This is a genomic window from Mesorhizobium sp. M0028 (assembly GCF_040323855.1).
GTDB lineage: Bacteria > Pseudomonadota > Alphaproteobacteria > Rhizobiales > Rhizobiaceae > Mesorhizobium.
In genome coordinates this window covers 129,669-148,948 of the sequence record NZ_JAMYVG010000006.1, presented here as the reverse complement: position 1 = coordinate 148,948, position 19,280 = coordinate 129,669, and the positions used below count along the sequence as shown (strand labels likewise).

18 protein-coding genes are annotated in these 19,280 nt (G+C 64.1%); 9 read left to right on the top strand and 9 right to left on the bottom strand.

What is annotated here, in order from left to right; translation table 11 throughout:
• Window positions 1-5: 5 nt before the first annotated feature.
• The 6 genes from NKJ93_RS14715 to NKJ93_RS14690 form a co-directional block, all read right to left on the bottom strand.
• A complete protein-coding gene (locus tag NKJ93_RS14715) occupies window positions 6-992 on the bottom strand; it encodes an ABC transporter permease (RefSeq protein ID WP_352495779.1) in 987 nt (328 codons plus the stop codon).
• On the bottom strand, window positions 989-1,969 hold the full coding sequence (locus tag NKJ93_RS14710) for an ABC transporter permease (protein ID WP_023721232.1): 981 nt from the start codon (window positions 1,967-1,969) through the stop codon (window positions 989-991). The genes NKJ93_RS14715 and NKJ93_RS14710 overlap by 4 nt, the downstream gene beginning before the upstream one ends.
• Entirely contained in the window at window positions 1,966-3,507 is a 1,542-nt protein-coding gene (locus NKJ93_RS14705; protein ID WP_352589842.1) for a sugar ABC transporter ATP-binding protein, read from the bottom strand. The genes NKJ93_RS14710 and NKJ93_RS14705 overlap by 4 nt, the downstream gene beginning before the upstream one ends.
• An 80-nt stretch (window positions 3,508-3,587) precedes the next feature.
• Window positions 3,588-4,712, bottom strand: a complete 1,125-nt coding sequence (locus NKJ93_RS14700) for a sugar ABC transporter substrate-binding protein (RefSeq protein WP_352589840.1) — start codon at window positions 4,710-4,712, stop codon at window positions 3,588-3,590.
• 301 nt (window positions 4,713-5,013) lie between these two features.
• Window positions 5,014-6,042 (bottom strand): HTH-type transcriptional regulator GntR, encoded by a 1,029-nt coding sequence (gntR, locus tag NKJ93_RS14695; protein ID WP_352589837.1) that lies wholly within the window; start codon window positions 6,040-6,042, stop codon window positions 5,014-5,016.
• Between the two features lie 168 nt (window positions 6,043-6,210).
• The gene (locus NKJ93_RS14690) at window positions 6,211-7,443 is read right to left on the bottom strand and encodes an MFS transporter (protein ID WP_352589834.1); all 1,233 of its coding nucleotides are present in this window, start codon (window positions 7,441-7,443) and stop codon (window positions 6,211-6,213) included.
• A gap of 176 nt (window positions 7,444-7,619) precedes the next feature.
• Between NKJ93_RS14690 and NKJ93_RS14685 the strand changes: the two genes are divergently transcribed.
• From NKJ93_RS14685 to mocR, 4 genes are all read left to right on the top strand, one after another.
• Window positions 7,620-7,907 (top strand): DUF3175 domain-containing protein, encoded by a 288-nt coding sequence (locus tag NKJ93_RS14685; protein WP_352481563.1) that lies wholly within the window; start codon window positions 7,620-7,622, stop codon window positions 7,905-7,907.
• 118 nt (window positions 7,908-8,025) lie between these two features.
• Window positions 8,026-8,937 (top strand): myo-inosose-2 dehydratase, encoded by a 912-nt coding sequence (iolE, locus tag NKJ93_RS14680; protein WP_352481564.1) that lies wholly within the window; start codon window positions 8,026-8,028, stop codon window positions 8,935-8,937.
• A 200-nt stretch (window positions 8,938-9,137) separates the two neighbouring features.
• Window positions 9,138-9,344, top strand: coding sequence for a LacI family DNA-binding transcriptional regulator (locus NKJ93_RS14675; RefSeq protein ID WP_352481565.1), 207 nt, complete (start codon window positions 9,138-9,140; stop codon window positions 9,342-9,344).
• 4 nt (window positions 9,345-9,348) lie between these two features.
• A complete protein-coding gene (gene mocR, locus NKJ93_RS14670; RefSeq protein WP_245274662.1) occupies window positions 9,349-10,815 on the top strand; it encodes a rhizopine catabolism transcriptional regulator MocR in 1,467 nt (488 codons plus the stop codon).
• 166 nt (window positions 10,816-10,981) lie between these two features.
• Here the strand turns inward: mocR and NKJ93_RS14665 are convergent, their stop codons facing one another.
• Both NKJ93_RS14665 and NKJ93_RS14660 read right to left on the bottom strand, forming a co-directional pair.
• Window positions 10,982-11,425, bottom strand: coding sequence for an SRPBCC family protein (locus NKJ93_RS14665; RefSeq protein WP_352495776.1), 444 nt, complete (start codon window positions 11,423-11,425; stop codon window positions 10,982-10,984).
• A 169-nt stretch (window positions 11,426-11,594) separates the two neighbouring features.
• Complete coding sequence (locus NKJ93_RS14660; protein ID WP_352589831.1) at window positions 11,595-12,839, bottom strand: DegT/DnrJ/EryC1/StrS family aminotransferase; 1,245 nt, start codon at window positions 12,837-12,839, stop codon at window positions 11,595-11,597.
• Between the two features lie 364 nt (window positions 12,840-13,203).
• Between NKJ93_RS14660 and NKJ93_RS14655 the strand changes: the two genes are divergently transcribed.
• From NKJ93_RS14655 to NKJ93_RS14635, 5 genes are all read left to right on the top strand, one after another.
• Window positions 13,204-14,178 carry a polysaccharide deacetylase family protein gene (locus tag NKJ93_RS14655; protein ID WP_352589828.1) on the top strand — a complete coding sequence of 325 codons (975 nt, stop codon included), beginning with the start codon at window positions 13,204-13,206 and terminating at the stop codon, window positions 14,176-14,178.
• A 67-nt stretch (window positions 14,179-14,245) separates the two neighbouring features.
• Complete coding sequence (locus NKJ93_RS14650; protein WP_023721243.1) at window positions 14,246-15,214, top strand: rhizopine catabolism ABC transporter substrate-binding protein; 969 nt, start codon at window positions 14,246-14,248, stop codon at window positions 15,212-15,214.
• Between the two features lie 148 nt (window positions 15,215-15,362).
• Window positions 15,363-16,478, top strand: coding sequence for an ABC transporter permease (locus NKJ93_RS14645; protein WP_352547088.1), 1,116 nt, complete (start codon window positions 15,363-15,365; stop codon window positions 16,476-16,478).
• A 32-nt stretch (window positions 16,479-16,510) separates the two neighbouring features.
• Window positions 16,511-17,323 (top strand): ATP-binding cassette domain-containing protein, encoded by an 813-nt coding sequence (locus NKJ93_RS14640; protein ID WP_352589825.1) that lies wholly within the window; start codon window positions 16,511-16,513, stop codon window positions 17,321-17,323.
• A 31-nt stretch (window positions 17,324-17,354) separates the two neighbouring features.
• Entirely contained in the window at window positions 17,355-18,461 is a 1,107-nt protein-coding gene (locus NKJ93_RS14635) for a Gfo/Idh/MocA family protein (protein ID WP_352589823.1), read from the top strand.
• A 27-nt stretch (window positions 18,462-18,488) separates the two neighbouring features.
• Here NKJ93_RS14635 and NKJ93_RS14630 read toward each other — a convergent pair whose 3' ends face one another.
• A complete protein-coding gene (locus tag NKJ93_RS14630; protein ID WP_023721247.1) occupies window positions 18,489-19,262 on the bottom strand; it encodes a FadR/GntR family transcriptional regulator in 774 nt (257 codons plus the stop codon).
• Between the last annotated feature and the right edge of the window lie 18 nt (window positions 19,263-19,280).

Below are 19,280 nucleotides of genomic sequence, written 5' to 3'. Positions count from 1 at the left end.
GCAGGTCAGCGGCTTGCCGGCGCGCGGCCATAGAGCAGCAGCATGGCGACGATGACGACGCCGTAGATGATCTGCCGCCCCGCCTCCGGCATCTGCATGACGGAAAGGATGGATTGCAGGAGCGTGATCAGGATGACGCCGGCGACGGTACCGAGATACGAGCCCCGTCCGCCGAGGATCGAGGTGCCGCCGAGCACCACGGCAGCGATCGACGGCAGCAGATAGGCATCGCCCATCGACTGTGCCGCCTTGGAGGCATAGCCGGCCAACAGCACGCCGCCGAAGGCCGAGAGCCCGCCCGAAACCGCAAAGGCGATCATCACCACGCGCCGTGTGTCGATGCCGGAAAGATAGGCGGCACGCTCGCGGTTGCCGATGCCGTAGACAGTGCGGCCGAAGCCGGTGCGGGTCAGCACGAACACCATTGCGGCGCCGATCAGCGCCCAGATGAGAACTGCGTTCGGCACGCCAGGAACGGCAAAGCCGGTCGCCAGATAGCGCATCGCACCGGTTGCCGAATCCTGCGGCGAGAAACCGCCCGTATAGACCACCATCAGCCCCTGCGCGACCGCGTTGGTGGCGAGCGTGATGATCATCGAGGGAATGCGCAGATAGGCGACGCCAATGCCGTTGACGATGCCGATCAGGACACCGCAGAAGATGCCGAACGGAATGGCAAGCGCCACGCCGACAGGGCCGTACGCGGCTGCGGCACAGGCCATCATGGCGCCGACCGCCACCGACCATGGCACCGACAGGTCGATCTGGCCGAGCAGGATGACCAGCATCATGCCGGTGGCGATGACGCCGAGAAACGAGGCCACCTTGAGCTGCTGCAACAGGTATTCAGGCGACAGGAAGCTGCGCGAATAGAGGCTGCCGAGGAAAAGCAGCAGCACGATACAAGCGAACGCCGTCAGCACCGCCGGGTCGGCGCGGCGGAGGAATTTCGGCATGCGGCCGGCGAGACCACTCACAGTCGTTTCGCTCACAGGAACCACTCCAGCCGGTTGCGGACCCGGAACAGGGCGAAGGCGCCGAGGCTGACCGCGATCAGCAGGATGACGCCCTGGAACAGAGGCTGCCAGAGCGGATCGAAATCGAAGACGAACAGCAGGTCGCCGATGGTGCGGAAGGCAAGCGCGCCGAAGATCGCGCCGATGGCGCTGCCCTTGCCGCCGAACAGCGACACGCCGCCAAGCACGACCGCGGCGATTGAAAACAGCGTATAGGCGTTGCCGCTCGCATAGGCCGCATCGCCGGTATAGGTGAAGAACGTCAGGAACAGCCCGCCGATCGCGGCAAGCAGCCCGGCAAGCGCATAGGCGGCGAACTTTCCACGCCGGATCGGCACGCCGGACATGTAGGCCGCCATCTCCGAGGAGCCGGCTGCATAAGCGGCGCGGCCGAGCACCGACCGGCTGAACGGCACCCAGACGACAAGCACGACCGCCACCAGCGCCACCAGGCTCGCCGGCACAATACCAAACAGGCGCCCGGTCAGCGCGTCGGCGAGCCCCTCATTGACCGAGCCGCCCGGAAACGGCCGCAGCAGCAGCGCGATGCCGAAATAGACCGCGCCGGTGGCGATGGTGGCGACGATCGGCTGCAGGCGCCCATAGATAACGATGGCGCCGTTGATTGCCCCGCACAGCAGCCCGGTGCCGAGCACGGCGATGACGCCGAAGGCGGTCTCGATGCCGGTGCCGACGACCAGCCACGACGCCAGGCAGTTGGTCAGCGTGAAGATCATGCCGACGGAGAGGTCGATGCCGGCGGTGATCACCACCAGCGTCTGCGCCATGGCGACGAAGGCGAGCAGCACGCCCTTGTTCGAAGCCGTCTGTACGACGTTGGCGGTGAAGCCCGCCGGATGGTTCGAGGTGTAGATGACGAACATGACGACGAAGATGCCGAACGCCAGCAGCGTTCCGCGCTGTTCGGCAAGCCAGTAGCGCCAATCCTTCACGCGTCCGCTCCTTGCTTTGGCATCTCTTCGTGAATGTTGAGCGCGCTGGCGATCAGCGCCCGCTCGGTGATTTCGGCGCCGACCAGTTCACGCTTCACCGCCCCGTCATAGAGCACCAGCACCCGGTCGCAGCAGCCGATCAGCTCGTCATAGTCGGTCGAATAGAACAGAATTGCCGCGCCCTGGTCGGCAAGCTTGCGCATCAACTGGTAAAGCTCCTGCTTGGTCCCGACATCGATGCCGCGTGTCGGGTCGTTGAGCAGGATGATCCGCGGCTGCCGCATCAGCCATTTGGCGATGACGACCTTCTGCTGGTTGCCGCCGGACAGCGCGCCGACCGGAATGTCGAGGCCGGCCGTCTTGATCGCCAGAAGACCGACCATGTCGTCGATCAGCCGCTGCTCGGCGGCGCGATCGATGATGCCGGCCCTGGACAGCCGGTCAAGGGCGGCGAAGGAGAGGTTTTCGCGCACCGTCATCGGCAGCATCAAGCCTTCGGTCTTGCGGTCCTCCGGGATCAGCGCCATGCCGATCCGGTCATCGCGCGCGGCGGCCGGGCTGGCGATCGCCACCGGCCTGCCGTCGATCAGGATTTGGCCCGACAGGCCGCGCAGCACACCGAAGAAGGCGAGCAGCAATTCGCGCTGGCCCTGGCCGTCGAGGCCGCCAAGCCCTACCACCTCGCCCGCCCCGACCGACAGCGAGACATCGTGCAGCCGATCCGTCCATGACAGGCTGCGCGCCTCGAGAACCGGCGCGGCTGTAGCAGCCGCCCGCGCGGGCTTGGCCGGAAAGATGTGGCTGTATTCGCGCCCGATCATCAGTTCGACGACCTCATTGTCGCTCTTGGTGCCGGCCGCATAGCTGGCGACATTGCGGCCATTGCGGAACACCGTGCACTGGTCGGCCAGTTCGGCGATCTCGTTCATGCGGTGCGATATGTAGAGCAGCGCCAGCCCTTCCGAACGCAACCGCTTCAACACGGCAAAAACCCTGGCGACGTCAGCGGCGGTCAGAGCCGAGGTCGCCTCGTCGAGGATCAGGATGCGTGGCTTGCGCGCCAGTGCCTTGGCGATCTCGACCATCTGCCTTCTTGAAAGAGGAAGATCCTTGACCAGCGCCAGTGGATGGATATCGGAGGCGCCGGCGCGAGCCAGGGCTTCTTCCGCAACGCGGCGCTGTGCCTTGCGGTCGATCATGCCGAAACGCTTGGGCGGATCGGAAATGGCGATGTTGTCAGCCACGCTGAGTTCGGGGACGAGCGACAGTTCCTGGAAGATGCACACGATGCCGGCCTGGTTGGCGGCGGCCGGCGAAGCGAAGGTCACTTCGCTTCCGTCCAGCATCATGCGGCCTTCGTCGGGCGCGACGACCCCCGCCATGACCTTGATCAGCGTCGATTTGCCGGCGCCGTTCTCGCCGAGAATGGCGTGGATGCTGCCTGGAGTGACCGACAGCTCGGCCTTTTCCAGCGCCCGCACGCCGCCATAGCGCTTGGATATGCCTTCCATGCGGAAGAGCGGAACCGCACCGTCCATCGGCCCTCCCCAGGCGCTTGGCAATCAGGATGTCGAGCGCCGACGCCGCGGGATTTCCCGCGGCGTCGGGCTGTTGGAGCTTACTGGTTTTCCTTGCTCTGGCCCATGATTTCCTGCGCCGTGAAATTGATGCCGCAGGTCGGGAAGGAATTGCCGACGAAGAAATTGTCGGACTGGTCGGGGAAGTAATCCTGGCCTGCCTTGAAGTTCGGATCCTCGACGATCGCCAGCGGCAGCTTGACCGCTTGCGGCACGACCTGGCCTTCAAGTGCCGCGATCGCTGTCTTGATGGCAACCGCAACCTGGGCCGGGCCGGTACCGGCCGACGAGCATTTCAGGCCGTCAGCGGCGAACTTGGCGCAGAATTTGCGGAAGCCATTCTCCGTCTCGCCGCCGAACGGCACGAACGGATGCTTGGCATCGATCATCGCCTGCACGATGCCGGTATCGCCGCCCTGCCCGGTAACGCCGTCGAAGGGACCATTGGTGGCAATGGCGTCGGCCGAAGCCTTTTGCGCAACGCCGTCATCCCATTTGCCGACGACCTCGGTGACATCCCACTTCTTGCCGGACGCGTCGAGAACCTCGTGGATGCCGTTGTGACGGTCGGTGTCGACGGACGTGCCGGCGACGCCGCGCACTTCCAGCACCTTGCCGCCGTTCGGCACATGCTTGACCAGCCAGTTGCCCCACAATTCGCCAAGGCCTTTCTGGTCGACATTGACGTTGATGGCATCCTTGGTGTCGAGGATGTTGTCGAAAGCGACCAGCACGACGCCGGCTTCCTTGGCCCGCTTGATGACAGGGCCGAATGCGGTCGGGTTCTGGGCGTTGACGACAATCGCGTCATAGCCGGAATCGATGAAATTGTTGATTGCCGAAATCTGGGCCGGCACGTCTTCGCCGGTCGAGACCACCTTGAATTCCTTGAGCTTGGCCGCGACCTCCGGCTGCGCTGCATAGGCCTTCGCCGTCTGCACCATCTGGATGCGCCACGTGTTGGCGATGTAGCCGTTGGCCAGAGCGATGCGGTATGGGCCGTCTTTTTTGGGGAACTTGAAGAACTGCGTATCGGCCGACCAGGGTGCGAAGCACTCAGGCTCGGCCGATGGCCCCTTGACGATTTCAGGCTCGGCGATCGCCGACGAGCTCAGCATGACAAAAGCAGTGGCGGCAACGATACCGCCAACGAGTGACTTGATCATCGATATTCCTCCCAGTTGCAGTTTGTTTGTTGTTACGTCGATGAATTTGCGCGTTCCCGGCCCGGCACCTCCCGCCATACCCGCTGCGCGTTCAGGTGACCGAATGCCGACCCGATTTCCTCCTTTATTGCCCGGCTAATCCCGTAAAAAACTATCATATTATACATAAGAAACAAGCATGAGCTGTCGCTTATGTATAATAAACAGATTCCACTCTTCGAGGCGAAATCCCGCCTATGAAAAGTGGTAGCGCTACCATGACGTTATGTAAAGCGCCATTTACATTGCGTTGAAGCTCGCTTCAGCGCGCCGTGCTCTCACGCCGCTTGAGTTCGAAGCCGAGGTCGACGACCCGCTGCTCCGGCCTGTTGCCCTCGATAGCCGCAAGCGCCATGGCGACAGCCCGCCGGCCGATCTCGTAGCGATAGGTCCGAACGCTGGTCACCGACGGGAAAGCAACCTCCATCATGTCGAGATCGTTGAAGCCGACGATGCCGATCGTCTTCGGCACGGCGATCGAAGCGCGATGGCATTCGAACAGCACGCCAAGCGCGATATCGTCATTGTTGCAGAATACCGCGTCGAGGCTCGGCACCTTGGCCAGCGCGTCGCGGAACAATTCGCGGCCGAGTGTCACGCTGGAGGGCACCGGCGTCGTGGTCGTGAGCCTCGGATCGAACAAGCCGGCCGCCTCCATCGCCGCGCGATAGCCGGCAAGCCGCCGCTGCGAACGCGGATCCATGCGCGCGCCGATGAAGCCGATCCGGCGATAGCCCGCCTCGACCAGATGTTCCGCCGCCGCCTTGCCGCCCTCGAAATGTGAGAAACCGACCATCATGTCGACCGGAGCGGGCCCGGTCTCCATCACCTGCACCACCGGACAGCCTGCCGTTTCCAGCAGTTTTCGCGAGGCCGGCGTCTGGTCGATGCCGGCCACGATCAGCGCCGCCGGGCGTTGCGGGCCAAACACCTGCAGCAGCCGCTCTTCCTCGAGGCCGGAATAGTGGGTGTTGCCGAGCTGGATGCGGAAAGGGCCGTCCGACAGGCTGTCGTAGATGCCGCGCACCACTTCGGCAAAGACGTTGTTGGTAAGCGACGGTACCAGGACGCCAAACACCTCGGCGCGCGCCGAAGCCAGCGCCCGCGCATTCGGGTCGGGCACATAGCCGAGTTCATTCACCGCAGACTCGATCTGGCGGCGCAGATCTTCCGAGACACGCCCCGGCTCACGCAAGGCCCGCGATACGGTAATGGCGCCGACGCCGGCCTTGCGGGCGACGTCGGCGATGGTCGGGCGGCCGCCGCCGCGGCGCGAGCGCGGCTTGATCACTATACTCGTCCCGACGCCGGGCAACCGCCCAGACGCGACCGTGAGACGATGTTCGGGGTCTTTGCCACTGCTGCCTTGCCAACCCGTTGCCACACCTTGTCTGGCGTCGCGCAGCCTTCGGCTATTGTCAAGCGACGGCCGGAGAGACTGTGCCCGTATCGCCGTGCTTCAGGCCGTCACAGCAGCGCTGCGCCGGGCCTTCCACAGCAGCAGCACCATGGCCAAAATGTTCAGCAGGTTCCAGGCAATGCCGTTGAGGAACGCGGCGGCATACGAACCGGTCAAATCGTAGATCCAGCCCGACATCCAGCCGCCGATTGCCATGCCGAAGATGGTCGCCATCATGACGATGCCGACGCGCTGGCCAGCCTCTTTGGCAGGCATATATTCGCGCACGATGATCGCATAACAGGGCACGATGCCGCCCTGCGACAGGCCGAAGACCAGCGAGACGACATAGAGCGAGGCAAGCCCGTCGAACGGGATGTAGAACAACAGCGACAGGCATTGCAGCACCGAGCCGATCAGCAGGGTTTTCACGCCGCCGATGCGATCGGCAAGGAAGCCCGAGCCAAGCCGGCTGACGACGCCCGCCGCCAGCATGATCGACAGCATATCGGCGCCATGCGCCACGCCGTAGCCGAGATCCATGCAGTAGGCGACGATATGGACTTGCGGCATCGACATCGCCACGCAGCAGCCGAGTCCGGCGACGATGAGCAGCGCCTGCAAGGCCGCCGGCGACAGCGAGATCGGCTGGACCACGCGGCTGCCCGGCGATCCGGGAGCCGCCTGGGGCGGTGCGCCGCGCCGGAGCAGCAGGATCAGCGGCACCATGGTGACCAGGCAGACGATGCCGATCGCGGCATAGGTGAAGCGCCAGCCTTCGGTCTGCATGACATAGGGCATCGCCGTCGGCCAGATCGCTCCGGCGAGATAGTTGCCGGACGCGGCAGCCGTCACCGCAACGCCGCGGCGCCGGTTGAACCAGTGCGAGATGTCGGCAATCAGCGGCCCGAAGATCGCCGACGAGCCGACGCCGATCAACAGGCCCTGGACAAGGGTGAACTGCAGGATAGAACTGGTCAGCGACGCCAGCAGGAAGCCGGCGCCAAGTGTAATCGCGGCAATCAGCGCCGGAACCCAATACCCCACGCGGTCGATGGCGCGGCCGAACAGCACATTGCCGGCGGCAAAGCCGACCATGGTCGCAGTATAGGGCATCGAGGCAGCGGCGCGATCGACGCCGAATTCTGCCTGCACGGCGGGCAGCACCACGACCACCGCCCACATGCCGACCCCGCCTATGGTTGCCAGCAGCATCGAGACGCCGAGCCGTATCCAGGCATAGGCACTGTCGATGCCGGAACTTGCTGCCTGGTTTGAGACGATGGGGGTCAAGAACGTTTCCTGTCCGCAGTTCTTAAATCGGCGGTTCTGACCACTATCAGCGCATTCGCATCGCGGAGCAGCGCCACGACGGGCCAATCCGTGGCTCCAGGGATGCGGGCCGAAGTGGAACAGTGGCGCACCATAGGGCGTTTTCTTTTCGAACGAGCTTGTGGAAGGAGTTTGCCATGACCGCGCAACGGAAATGGTCTGCCGACGTCACCGAGCATAGCGACGCGCTGGATCTCGAGGAGCACATCTTCGAATCCCACGATCCGAGGAAGATCGCCGCCTCGCTGAGGCGGTCGGCCGAGCACAGCGACCGGCGCAAGGCGGGGCCGTTTCAATCCGCCATGTCGATGCTGAATTTCTACATCAACCGCGCCGGCAAGAACCTGCCGGCGGCGCAGAAGAAAGTGCTGGAGGACGCAAAGGACGAACTGCGCGTCCTTTTTGGCCGCCCAAAGGAAGACTAGAATCGGTCACTATTGATTGGTTCTGCCAAATCAGGCTGAACTGGACCTAGTGACAGGGCCTCTTTGTCGCCAGTCTGCAGGCTGGCTTGCATTCGCAAGCCTGCAAAAGCCTGGCGTCATGACGGTCAAGATCGGCATCAATCCCATCACCTGGAGCAATGACGACGTCCCGGCGCTTGGCGGCGACACGCCGCTGCAGACCTGCCTGTCCGAAACCGCACAGGCCGGTTATCGCGGCACCGAGCTCGGCGGGAAATTTCCGCGCCAGGCTGAGGTGCTTGGGCCGCTCCTGTCCTCCTATGGCCTGGAACTCGTCTCCGGCTGGTATGATGGCCGCATCCTCGACCGCACGGTCGAAGAGGAATTCGCGGCGATTACCCCGCATCTGGCGTTGCTGCGCGACCTCGGCGCCAAGATCGTCGTCTACGCCGACACCTCGCGCGGTCGCCATGACGGCATTTTCGCACCGATCTCCGAGCGTCCGCGCCTCGGCGACGGCGACTGGCGGGCCTATGGCGAGAAACTGACCGCCCTCGCCACCCGCATGGCCGCATTCGGGGTCGGCATGGCCTTCCACCACCACATGGGCACCATCGTCGAGACGGACGATGAAGTTGACAGGCTGATGGCGGCGACGGGGCACAGCGTCGGACTGTTGTTCGATACTGGCCACTGCCTGTTTTCGGGCGGCGACCCGCAATCGCTGTTGCAGCGGCATCTCGATCGTATCGTGCATTTCCATTGCAAGGATGTTCGCAGGGCGGTCCTGGAAAAGGCACGCCGCGAGGACATGAGCTTCATGGCGGCGGTAGTGGACGGCATTTTTACCGTGCCCGGCGATGGCTCGGTCGATTTCCTGTCATTGCTGAAACCCCTCGCCGCGCGCGGCTATGAGGGTTGGATCGTTGTCGAGGCTGAGCAGGATCCGGCCAAGGCGCATCCGCTGACCTATGCCAGCAAGGGCTATTTCTCGCTGCTCGCCACCGCCCGGCAGGCCGGCTTCGAAGTGGCAACGCGGCAGGCAAACTGACCGGCCCGCATTGCGAGCCGGAGGAACATAATGGGCGCGCGCCTCGATGGGGTTAGCGACGCGAATGCGCCCGGCGATCCGCGCCGCCTTGCTCCCTGCGCGGCGCGGATCGCAGAATCCCGGCTCTGGATTTCAAACCCCGACGTTCGAGCTTGAGGCCGGCCGGAAGCCGTGCCTTGATGCAACCGAGGAGGAGCGACATGGCTTTCGAAGCTGCGCTTGGCATGGAACGGCTTTGCACCATCCGGGAGATTGCCGAGAAGGCGGAACTTGGCGCCGCCACCGTTCATCGCGCGCTGAAGAACAGCCGCGAGGTCCACCCCGAAACCAGGCGACTGGTGCTTGATACCGTCTGTCGGCTCAACGAGGAAAAGATCGCCCGCGCCGCCCGGTTCGTCGGGGAATAGTGCCTTGGCCGACCACATGCGCCTTTCCCTCGACATCATGTCGGTCGACCGCGCTTCGGAAGAACCGATGCATCGTCAGATCTACGGCGCCTTGCGACGCTTCATCCTTGACGGCCAAATCCCGCAGAACACGCTGCTGCCGTCGACGCGCTCGCTGGCCGAAGACCTCAAGGTCGGGCGCAACACGGTCATCGCCGCCTATGACCAGCTCCTTGCCGAAGGTTTTATCGAGGCGCGCGCCGGATCGGGCACCTGGGTAGCGCCGATCCAGCAGAACCGTCCCTTGGCATCGCTGCGCGCCGGACTGGCAGCGCCGCAAAAACTGTCGCGGCGCGGCCAGACCATCGTCAACGGCCCGCAACCGCCGCGTAATGCCGGCGTCATCAATTTCCATCCCGGCGTGCCTGAAACGGCGTCGTTTCCATTCACCATCTGGTCAAGCCTTCTGGTGCGCAATGCACGCAGCCGCGACGAGAGCCTGCTTGGTTATCTCTCCTTTGCCGGCCACCCCGGCCTGCGTCAGGCCATTGCCTCGACCATCGGCCTGTCGCGCGGCATCAGCTGCACCGCCGACCAGGTGATCATCGTCACCGGTGCGCAGGCAGCGCTCGATCTCGTCTCGCGCGTGCTGATGGACGAAGGCGACCATGTCTGGATGGAGGAGCCCGGCTATCTCGGCGCCAAGAGCGCCTTTCTCGCCAGCGGCGCCAGGCTGGCACCGTTGAAGGTCGACCGGCGTGGCTGGCATCTTGCCGATCCGGAGCTGCCGCCGCCGCGGCTGATCTATGTGACGCCATCCTGCCAATGGCCGTTCGGCACCATCATGCGCATCGAGGAGCGATTGCAGTTGCTCGACATCGCCGAACGCAACGGCGCCTGGATCGTCGAGGATGACTATGACGGCGAATACCGGTTCCGCGGCCGGCCGGTGCCGGCGCTGCGCGGGCTCGATCATGCCGACCGCGTCGTCTATATCGGCAGCTTCGGCAAGACGCTGATCCCGGCGCTGCGCATCGGCTATCTGATCGTGCCGCGCGAACTGTCGGTGCCGTTCGACCGGGCGGTGAGCATCACCGGCCAGTTCGCGCCGCTGATCCTGCAGGCGACCGTCAACGACTTCATCACGCAGGGCTATTTCGCTACACACCTCAAACGCATGCGCCGGCTCTATGCGCGCCGGCAGGCGAACTTCGTCAAGCTGTGCCAGGAGCATCTGGCCGAATGGCTGACCGTGACGGAAAACGATTCCGGCATGCAACTGCTGGCGAGCTTCGTCAGGCCCTACAAGGACAGCGACGTGGTGGCCGCCGCCGTCAAGGAGGGGCTCGACGTCCAGGGCATCTCGATCAACTATCACTCTACTGAACCCGAGCACGGCCTGCTGCTCGGCTATGCGGCAATGGACGAACGCCAGATCCTGCGCGCAGTGCTGGCGCTGCGCGCCGCGTTCCTAAGGTTGGACAGAAGCTAGACCCAGGCTTCGCTAATCCGGACTTTCCGGCGCCGGCGCATGTTGCCTGGGAAGACCGGGAATCCCTAGGGTCCCGGCTAGCGACGCCGATGCAGCCAAGGCAGCGCCCGCTTCAATCTCTTGGGGCGAAGAGATCGCCCCCATGGATCAGCCGCGCGCGCTTACCCTACTGCTTGATCTCGGGTTCGACGAGCTTCGCCAGATTTCGCAGCGACTCCTGCCAGCCGAGATAGCAGGCCTCAACCGGGATGGCGTCTGGAATACCGGCCTGCGTGATATTCACATCGGTGCCGACCGACACTTTCTTCAATGTCACAGTCACCTCGATCTCGCCGGGCAGGTTGGGGTCGTCGAACCGGTCGGTGTAGCGCAGCTGCTCATTGGGCACGAGCTCGACATATTCGCCGCCGAACGAGTGGCTGTCGCCGGTGGTGAAGTTGCGGAAGGACATTTTGAACGTACCGCCGACTTTCGCCTCGAAGTGATGAACCGTGCAGGTGAAGCCGTTCGGCGGAAGCCATTTCGCAAGTGCATCCGCTTCGAGGAACGCGCGGTAGACTTTCTCCGGGCTGGTTGTCAGAACGCGGTGCAGACGTACGGTGCCGGGCATATCGTTAATCCTCCGTGGTTGGTGATCGATGCCCCTAGGACGAGCGGGAGCCCGGCCTATCCGACACGGGCCTGCGGATTTTTGACGACCGGTTATGCCGGCCGGAATCCCCGCCCGGCCGCCGGACAAGGAACTCGGCCGCAGGGTAGCAAACCGTGTCGGAACTGGTCTAGTTCACACTGTCGAACTTCTGCAGATCAACCGGTGCCGCTTTGCGCAATTCGACATCATCCAGCGAAGCATTTTCCAGCGCCACCCGCGCCGCCGCGTCGATGTTGTGGATCATGTCCTGAATATCGGTATCGTCATGCGCCGGGTTCATGGCGATCATCACCGTGCGATTGAGGATGTCGAGCGAGCGCTTGCCGAGGTCGTCGGCGTAATCCAGCCGCAGGCCCTGGTTCTCGGGCAATGCATAAGGATTGAGCGCCGGATGATGCGCCCCTTCATGCATCAGCACCTGGTCCCACTGGGTGAAATTGTGACGGCCGGTCTTGCCGGCAACGACGCTCGGAATGGTCTTCGAAAAAGTCTGCGCCGCCTGCTCGCTCGGCAGTAGGTACATCACCTGTGCGGCGCAATCGTCGTCCGGGCTGTTCATCGGCGACGGTGTCAGACCGAGATTGCCGAGATGGCGGGTGCCGGCCAGCACCATCTTCTTCTCGGCGCGCATCGCCTCGATGATGCCGTCCAGTCGATCGAGTTGGACGTTGAGCATCGCCCCCATCAGTTCGGAAGCACGCGCGCCGATGCCGGCGAAGGGTTTGATGCTGTTGCTTCTGCCCTGCCAGTAGAAATGGCAAGGGTCGATGGCGCAGCGCGCCCGCTCCGCCACTTTCGGGTCGCTGGTGGCAATGCCGCCGCCCTCGCCCGAGGTCATGTTCTTGAAGTAGTTGAAGGAATAGGCGCCGGCATGGCCGATCGAGCCGAGCTTGCGGCCCTCATAGCCGCCGCCGATGCCTTGGCAGACATCCTCGAGCACCAGCAAGCCGCGCTTGGCAGCAATGTCCATGATCGCATTCATGTTGCAGGCCGCGCCCCACATATGCACCGGGATGACCGCCCTGGTGCGCGGCCCTATGGCATCGCGCAAGGCGACGGGATCGATGGTCAGGCTCTCGTCGATGTCGACGATGACGGGAATGGCCCCGACCGACAGCACCGCGGTCGCTGTCGCCATATAGGTGTGCGCGGGCACCAGGACCTCGTCCCCCGGACCGATGCCGAGCCCGATCAGGCCGGCCGCGAGCCCATAGGTGCCGCTGGCGGCCAGTGCGAAATGCTCGACGCCAAGATGCTGCGCATAGCGGGCCTCGAAGCGGTCGCATTCGCTGTCCTTGCCGTAACGAAACAGCGCGCCCGAGCGGATCACCCTGGCAATGGCTTCGATTTCCTCTTCGCCGGCGGTGTACATGGCAGGCCTCCAAGTTACTTGGTAGTTTGGGTCACTTGGTAATGTGGGTCGCTTGATGGTGTGGACAGCTGTAGGCTTGTGGGCACAGTTTGGAAGAACCACTCCGCCGCTATTCGACCAAGCCATCTGCGCCCGGAAGACGGTTCCTATGAGTGGTTTTGAACCCTGATTGGGGAAATCGGCAGCTAAGTGTCTCAGCCGGCAGGCAAATCGTACCCATCCGAATTCGCCAAAGTGGCCCTGTCGGAAAGCCAGCTTTCGGCGTTCCATTCCGGCCAGTTGGGCAAACGGTTGGTTCCATGAAATACGGGACACACTTTGGAAGACCCTCGAGACCGGCGCGCCGGCGGAAAGGCCGACATTCGTGAACGCCGCCGGCTCCAGCAAACGGATCGTGCTCCACGAGGACGATGTCGGCATGTGCCACGGCGCCAACAGCGCCTTTCTCGAATTGAGCGGGCTAGGTGTCTGCAGTTCCGGCGCGGTGATGGTGCCGTGCCCGTGGTTCCTCGAAATGGCCGAAAGCGCCGCAGCCAACCCTGGCCTTGACCTTGGCGTCCACCTGACGCTGAACAGCGAGAAACAGCACTACAAATGGCGGCCGCTGACCGCGCCGTCGCGGGCGGCCGGCCTGACCGACGAGTTCGGCTTCTTATGGCCCGACGTGGCGACCACGCGCCGCAAGGCGGTGCCGCAGGCGGTCGAGGCCGAGCTTCGCGCCCAGATCGACACCGCCTATCGCGCCGGCATCGACGTCACCCACCTCGACGCGCATATGGGCGCAGCATTGTCGCCCGAATTTTGCGACATCTACATCAAGCTCGGGCTCGAATATCAGCTGCCCGTGCTGCTGACCAAGACCCTGTCCGCTTATTCCCCCAACGACAATCTGGTCGGCGTCACCGAGGAGGCGTTCCAGCGCGGCGTGGCGCTGGCCCGCGCCGGCGGCTTTGCCATTTTCGACGCCGCCATCCAGACGACCTGGGGCCGGCCGCGCTCCAGGCCGATCGAGCCCGTTTACAAAGCGCTCATCGAGGGTGTGCGCGAGGGCCTGACTTTCTTTTGCCTGCATTGCAACGCGCCCGGTGAACTCGAGCTGATCGAGCCGCGCTCCGCCTATATCCGCACCGAAGAGTACGAGCTGTTCTGCGACCAGGGCTTTCGCGACTGGCTCGCCGCACAGCCGATCGATGTCATCGGCATGAAGCCGTTGCGCGAGGAGCTTCGCGCAGCACTCTCGGCCGGGCGATCGTCAACATCAGCCCGCGGCAACAACGCGGGCGAACAGCGATTGACGTCGGCAAAGGCCCGCAAAGCGGCCACCCGATCCGCGACGTGAGCCGATCGTCGCGGCCGGAAAACGGCGCCAGAGGGATTGGAACTGCAACGACAAATGGGAGAATAAGATGAAAACTCTTCTGAAAGCGGCATTGGGCGCCTTCGTCACGGCGGGCCTGATGACAGGCATTGCATATGCCGCGGGCCTCAAGGATCCGAAGGACGTCCACATCACGTTCGTCGTGCATGGGTCGGCGTCCGATCCCTATTGGTCGGTGGTCAAGCGCGGCGTCGATGACGCGGCCGCCCTCACCGGCGCCAAGGTCGAATATTACGCGCCGCAGGTCTTCGACGTGGTCGAGCAGGCCCGGCTTCTGGACGCCGCCATCGCCACCAAGCCGGACGGCATCGCGGTCTCCATCGCCGACGCCAATGCACTCGGCAAATCCGTCAAATCCGGGCTTGCCGCCAATATTCCGATGGTGGTTCTGGATTCCGGCGAGAAGGAAGGCGCCGAGCTCGGCACCACGCTCTATGTCGGCACCGTTTCCGAATATGATTCCGGCAAGAAGGCCGGCGAGCGGCTGGCCAAGGAAGGCACGCTCAAGGTCGTCTGCATCAACCACGAGGTCGGCAATGTCAGCCTCGACCAGCGCTGCCAGGGCCTCAATGACGGGCTGAAGCCATCCGGCGGCGGCACCGAGGTTCTGGCCGTGGCGCCAGATCCGGCCGACATCCAGCGCCGCACCGAAGCCTATCTGTCGGCGCATCCCGACACCCAAGCCGTCTTTGCGCTTGGTGCCACCGCCGCCAATCCGCTGATCCCGATGTTCCGCGACAAGGAACTGTTCGGCAAGCTCAAGCTCTACACTTTCGACATCAGCCCGGAGGTCCTCGACTCTGTCGTCGCCGGCGAAATGGGCTTCGGTATGGATGCCCAGCAATATCTGATGGGCTATCTGCCGGTGATCTATCTGGTCGAGCAGGCGACGCACGGCTTCTGGCCGCAGAACAACGCCTATACCGGGCCGCTGTTCATCGACTCGCCCGAAAAAGCCAAGGCGATCCTGGCCCTCGCCAAAGAGGGCATCCGCTAGGCCAGCACTCCGACGGAACGGGAGAATGCGCCAGGCGCTCTCCCGATCCGTTCGAAGATTGCGAATTGAGCGATTGGAGAGCCTAATGGCGGTCGTGGAAGACAAGGCGATACCTCCGGGCGAACTGAAGGCGACCGACCGCTTCGGCATGACGTCGAAGCGGGCCGCCGGCGCCGACGAGCGGCTGGCCAGCACCGGCAAGCTGACCCAGTGGCTGCGCCGGCCGGAAGCCGGTGCTGCCGGCGGGCTGCTTGCGACGATCATCATCTTTGCGCTGCTGCCGGGCGCGGCGAACCTCTATTCGCTGCAGGGGTCGATGACCTTCCTGACGCTGTCGGCGGAGCTCGGCATCGTCGCCACGGCAGCAGCACTTCTCATCATCGCCGGCGAGTTCGACCTTTCGGTTGGCTCCATGGTCGGCTTTGCCGGTGTCGTCATCGGGCTAACTGTGAAGTACTGGGGCCTGCCGCTATGGGGCGGCATCGCCTGTGCCTTCGCCGTTGCCATCCTCACCGGCTATCTCAACGGCCTGATCGTGGTGAAGACGCGCCTGCCCTCCTTCATCGTCACGCTCGCCACGCTCTATATCCTGCGCGGACTGTCGATCGGCATCACCCGCGCCGTCACCGGCCGCACCCAAATTCCCTACATCCTCGAAGGCGTACCGGACCCGGCGACGGCCGGCATTTTCAACGGCCATCTGCTCACCGGCCTGTTCCACTGGATGGGCGCGCAAGGCTGGATCGGCACCCGCAGCGACGGCATTCCCTTCGTCGCCGGCATTCCGATGTCGATCGTCTGGTGGCTTGGCCTGACGGCGCTGGCCGGCTACGTGCTCACCCAGACGAAATACGGCAACTGGATCTTCGCCACCGGTGGCGACCTGATTGCAGCTCGCAACGTCGGCGTGCCGGTCGATCGCGTCAAGATCAGCCTGTTCGTCTACACCGCTTGCGCGGCGACGCTGCTTGCCACCATCCAGGTGATGGAGGCGGGCTCCGCCGACACCACGCGCGGCCTGCTCAAGGAGTTCGAGGCGATCATCGCCGCCGTCATCGGCGGCGTGCTGCTCACCGGCGGCTACGGCACCGTCTATGGCGTGTTGTTCGGCGCGCTGATCTTCGGGCTGGTGCAGATGGGCATCTTCTACACCGGCATCGACACCGACTGGTTCAAGGTCTTCCTCGGCATCGTCATCCTGATGGCCGTGCTGGTCAACAACTACATCAGGCTGAAGGCGCTCGGCCGCGGAGGTGGCAAATGACCGAGCCGGCCCAAATGAGCGAACCGGCCCAAATGACCGAACCCGCAATGGAACTGCGCGGCGTCAGCGTCAATTTCGGCTCGGTGCGCGCCCTCCAGGACATCGACATCAAGGTCTACCCGGGCGAGGTCCACTGCCTGCTCGGCGACAACGGCGCCGGCAAGTCGACGCTGATCAAGGTTCTGTCCGGCGTCTACCGGCCGAGCAAAGGCGAAATCCTGGTCGACGGCAAGACGGTCACCTTCCGCAGCCCGCGCGACGCGCAGGAGCTCGGCGTGGCAACGGTGTTCCAGGACCTCGGCATGATTTCGCTGATGTCGATCACCCGCAACTTCTTCCTCGGCCGCGAACCGACCAAAAGCAGCCTGCCCTTCTCGCGCATCGACAAGGAGCGCGCCAACACTATCGCCAGGCAGGCAATGGCCGATATCGGCATCGATGTGCGCGACCCGACGCAAGCCGTCGGCACGCTGTCGGGCGGCGAGCGCCAGTCGGTGGCGATCGCCCGCGCCGTGCATTTTGGCGCGCGCGTGCTGATCCTTGACGAGCCGACCTCGGCACTCGGCGTCCACCAGGCGGCGATGGTGCTGAAGTTCATCATCGAAGCGCGCATGCGGGGCCTGGCCGTGATCTTCATCAGCCACAACATCCACCATGCCTATCCGGTCGGCGACACCTTCACGCTGCTCAACCGCGGCCGCAATCGCGGCACCTACGCCAAATCGGACATCTCGCGCGACGAGGTCATCTCGATCATGTCGGGCGGCGAGGATCTGAAGGCGGTCGAGGCGGAGATTGCCGGCCTGCTCGCCCAGATCGGCAACCGGCCGGCTGCGGCGGCTTGAGCTGACAATCGGACATCGCGGGAATGATCGCATGAGCAGGTTACGCGTCGGGGTCGTCGGCGCCGGCATGATCTCGCAGGTCGAGCATATTCCCAATCTGCTGCGCCTCGGTGAGTTGTTCGAGCTGGTCGGCGTCGCCGATCCCTCCAGGATTTCGCGGCAGTTCGTCACCGACACCCATGGCATCGCCAATTTCGAAACGATCGACCAGCTCTTCGACCACCGCCTCGACGCGGTAGTGATCGGCTCGCCGGACCCATTGCATCACGAACAGGTGCTGGCGGCGCTGGCGCGCGGCCTGCATGTCTTTTGCGAAAAGCCGCTCTGCTATTCCCTGGCGGAAATCGCGGAGATCGTCGCCGCGCGCGATGCCGCCAGGAAAATCATGCAAGTCGGCTACATGAAGCGCTTCGATCCGAGCTACCGGCTGGCGCTCGCTTCGCTGCCGGGGACATCGAGCACGCTGCGCTCGGTCTCGGTGGAAGTGAACGATCCCGACGCCTGGCCGTTCATCGCCCACCTGCCCTACAGGCGCGGCACCGATATCCCGAAGGACATGGTCGCCGCTGTCGCCGCCAAGCAGAAGCGCCAGGTCGAACAAGCCATTGGCGTGCCTTTCACTGATCTCGCTTTCCGTGGATTTACCGGCGCTTACAGCTCGGCCTTGATTCACGATGTCAATGCCGTTCACGGCCTGCTCGATGCGCTCGGTGTGCCGGACGGCGAGATCGTCGGCGCGCAGATCTTTGCCAATGGCGACGGCGGCCAGGGCGCCGTCAAGCTGCTGGACGGACAGGCGCTGTGGACCATGACCCATCTTACCGTACCTAAGCTCGCCGACTACAAGGAGCGGATCACGCTGTTCTTCGACGATGCCAGCCTGGAGCTCGAATTCCCCTCGCCCTGGCTCAACCATCATCCGACCCGGCTGACGGTGACGACCTCGCACGGTCACACGCTGTCGAAGAAAGATTTGCGCGCCGGCTACGCGGAAGCCTTCGTCGAGGAGATGCGTGGCTTCTGGGCGGCGATCGTCAATGGCGACCCCGTCGTCAACCCGCCCGAACACGCCGCCCGCGATCAGGCCTTGCTGCTCGGGCTGACCCGGCGGCATCTCGCGACCGGACCGTTCGACTGAGCACTCAAACCGGGAGCCGAACGGCGGCTACCTGGACTTGATGACGCCGTCGGTATTGGCCAGCAGCTTGCGCACTGCATTGCGTGCCGCGTCCGGCCGCTGCAGGCGGATGCTCTTCTCGATTGCCTCATGCAGCCTCTGCGCATGCTGCAAATCGTCGAGTTCCCGGGTCGTAAAAGCGAACAGATGATCGAACGCCGATTCGATCAGCACGCCGAGCGGCACCAGCAGATCGTTGCCCGAGGCGCGCAGGATGGCGAGATGAAACCGCGTGTCGGCGCGCGTCCGCTCCTGCAGGTTGGTCGCCTCGCCCATCTCGCGGCAGGCCTGGCTGATCTCGGCCATCTGCTCGTCGGTGCGCCGCATGGCGGCAAAGGCGCTGGCCTCCGGCTCGATGATGTGGCGGAATTCCTGCACCGTCCTGAGGAACACCTCGCGGTCCGGCGAGGTCGCGTACCAGGCCAGCACATCGCGATCGAGCAGGTTCCAGCGCTCCTTCGGCTCGACCCAGCTGCCGATTTTGGGACGTGACGACAAAAGGCTCTTCGCCATCAGCATCTTGATGGCTTCGCGCACCGCCGAGCGGCTGACGTCGAAGGTCTCGGACCATTTGGCTTCGTTGGGCAGGATGGTTCCCGGCGGATAGTCGCCGCGCACGATCCTCAGCCCGATTTCGTTGGCCAGCGACGCATGCACGCTCGACCCCGGCATGCGCGCCGCATCGGCGCGGCGAATACCGCTCGTGCGTTCGGCGAACGCCTCGGCCGCTGTCTTTCCCTTATTCGGCTTCGCGTCCTGCATGGCTCCACAAAGTCCGGA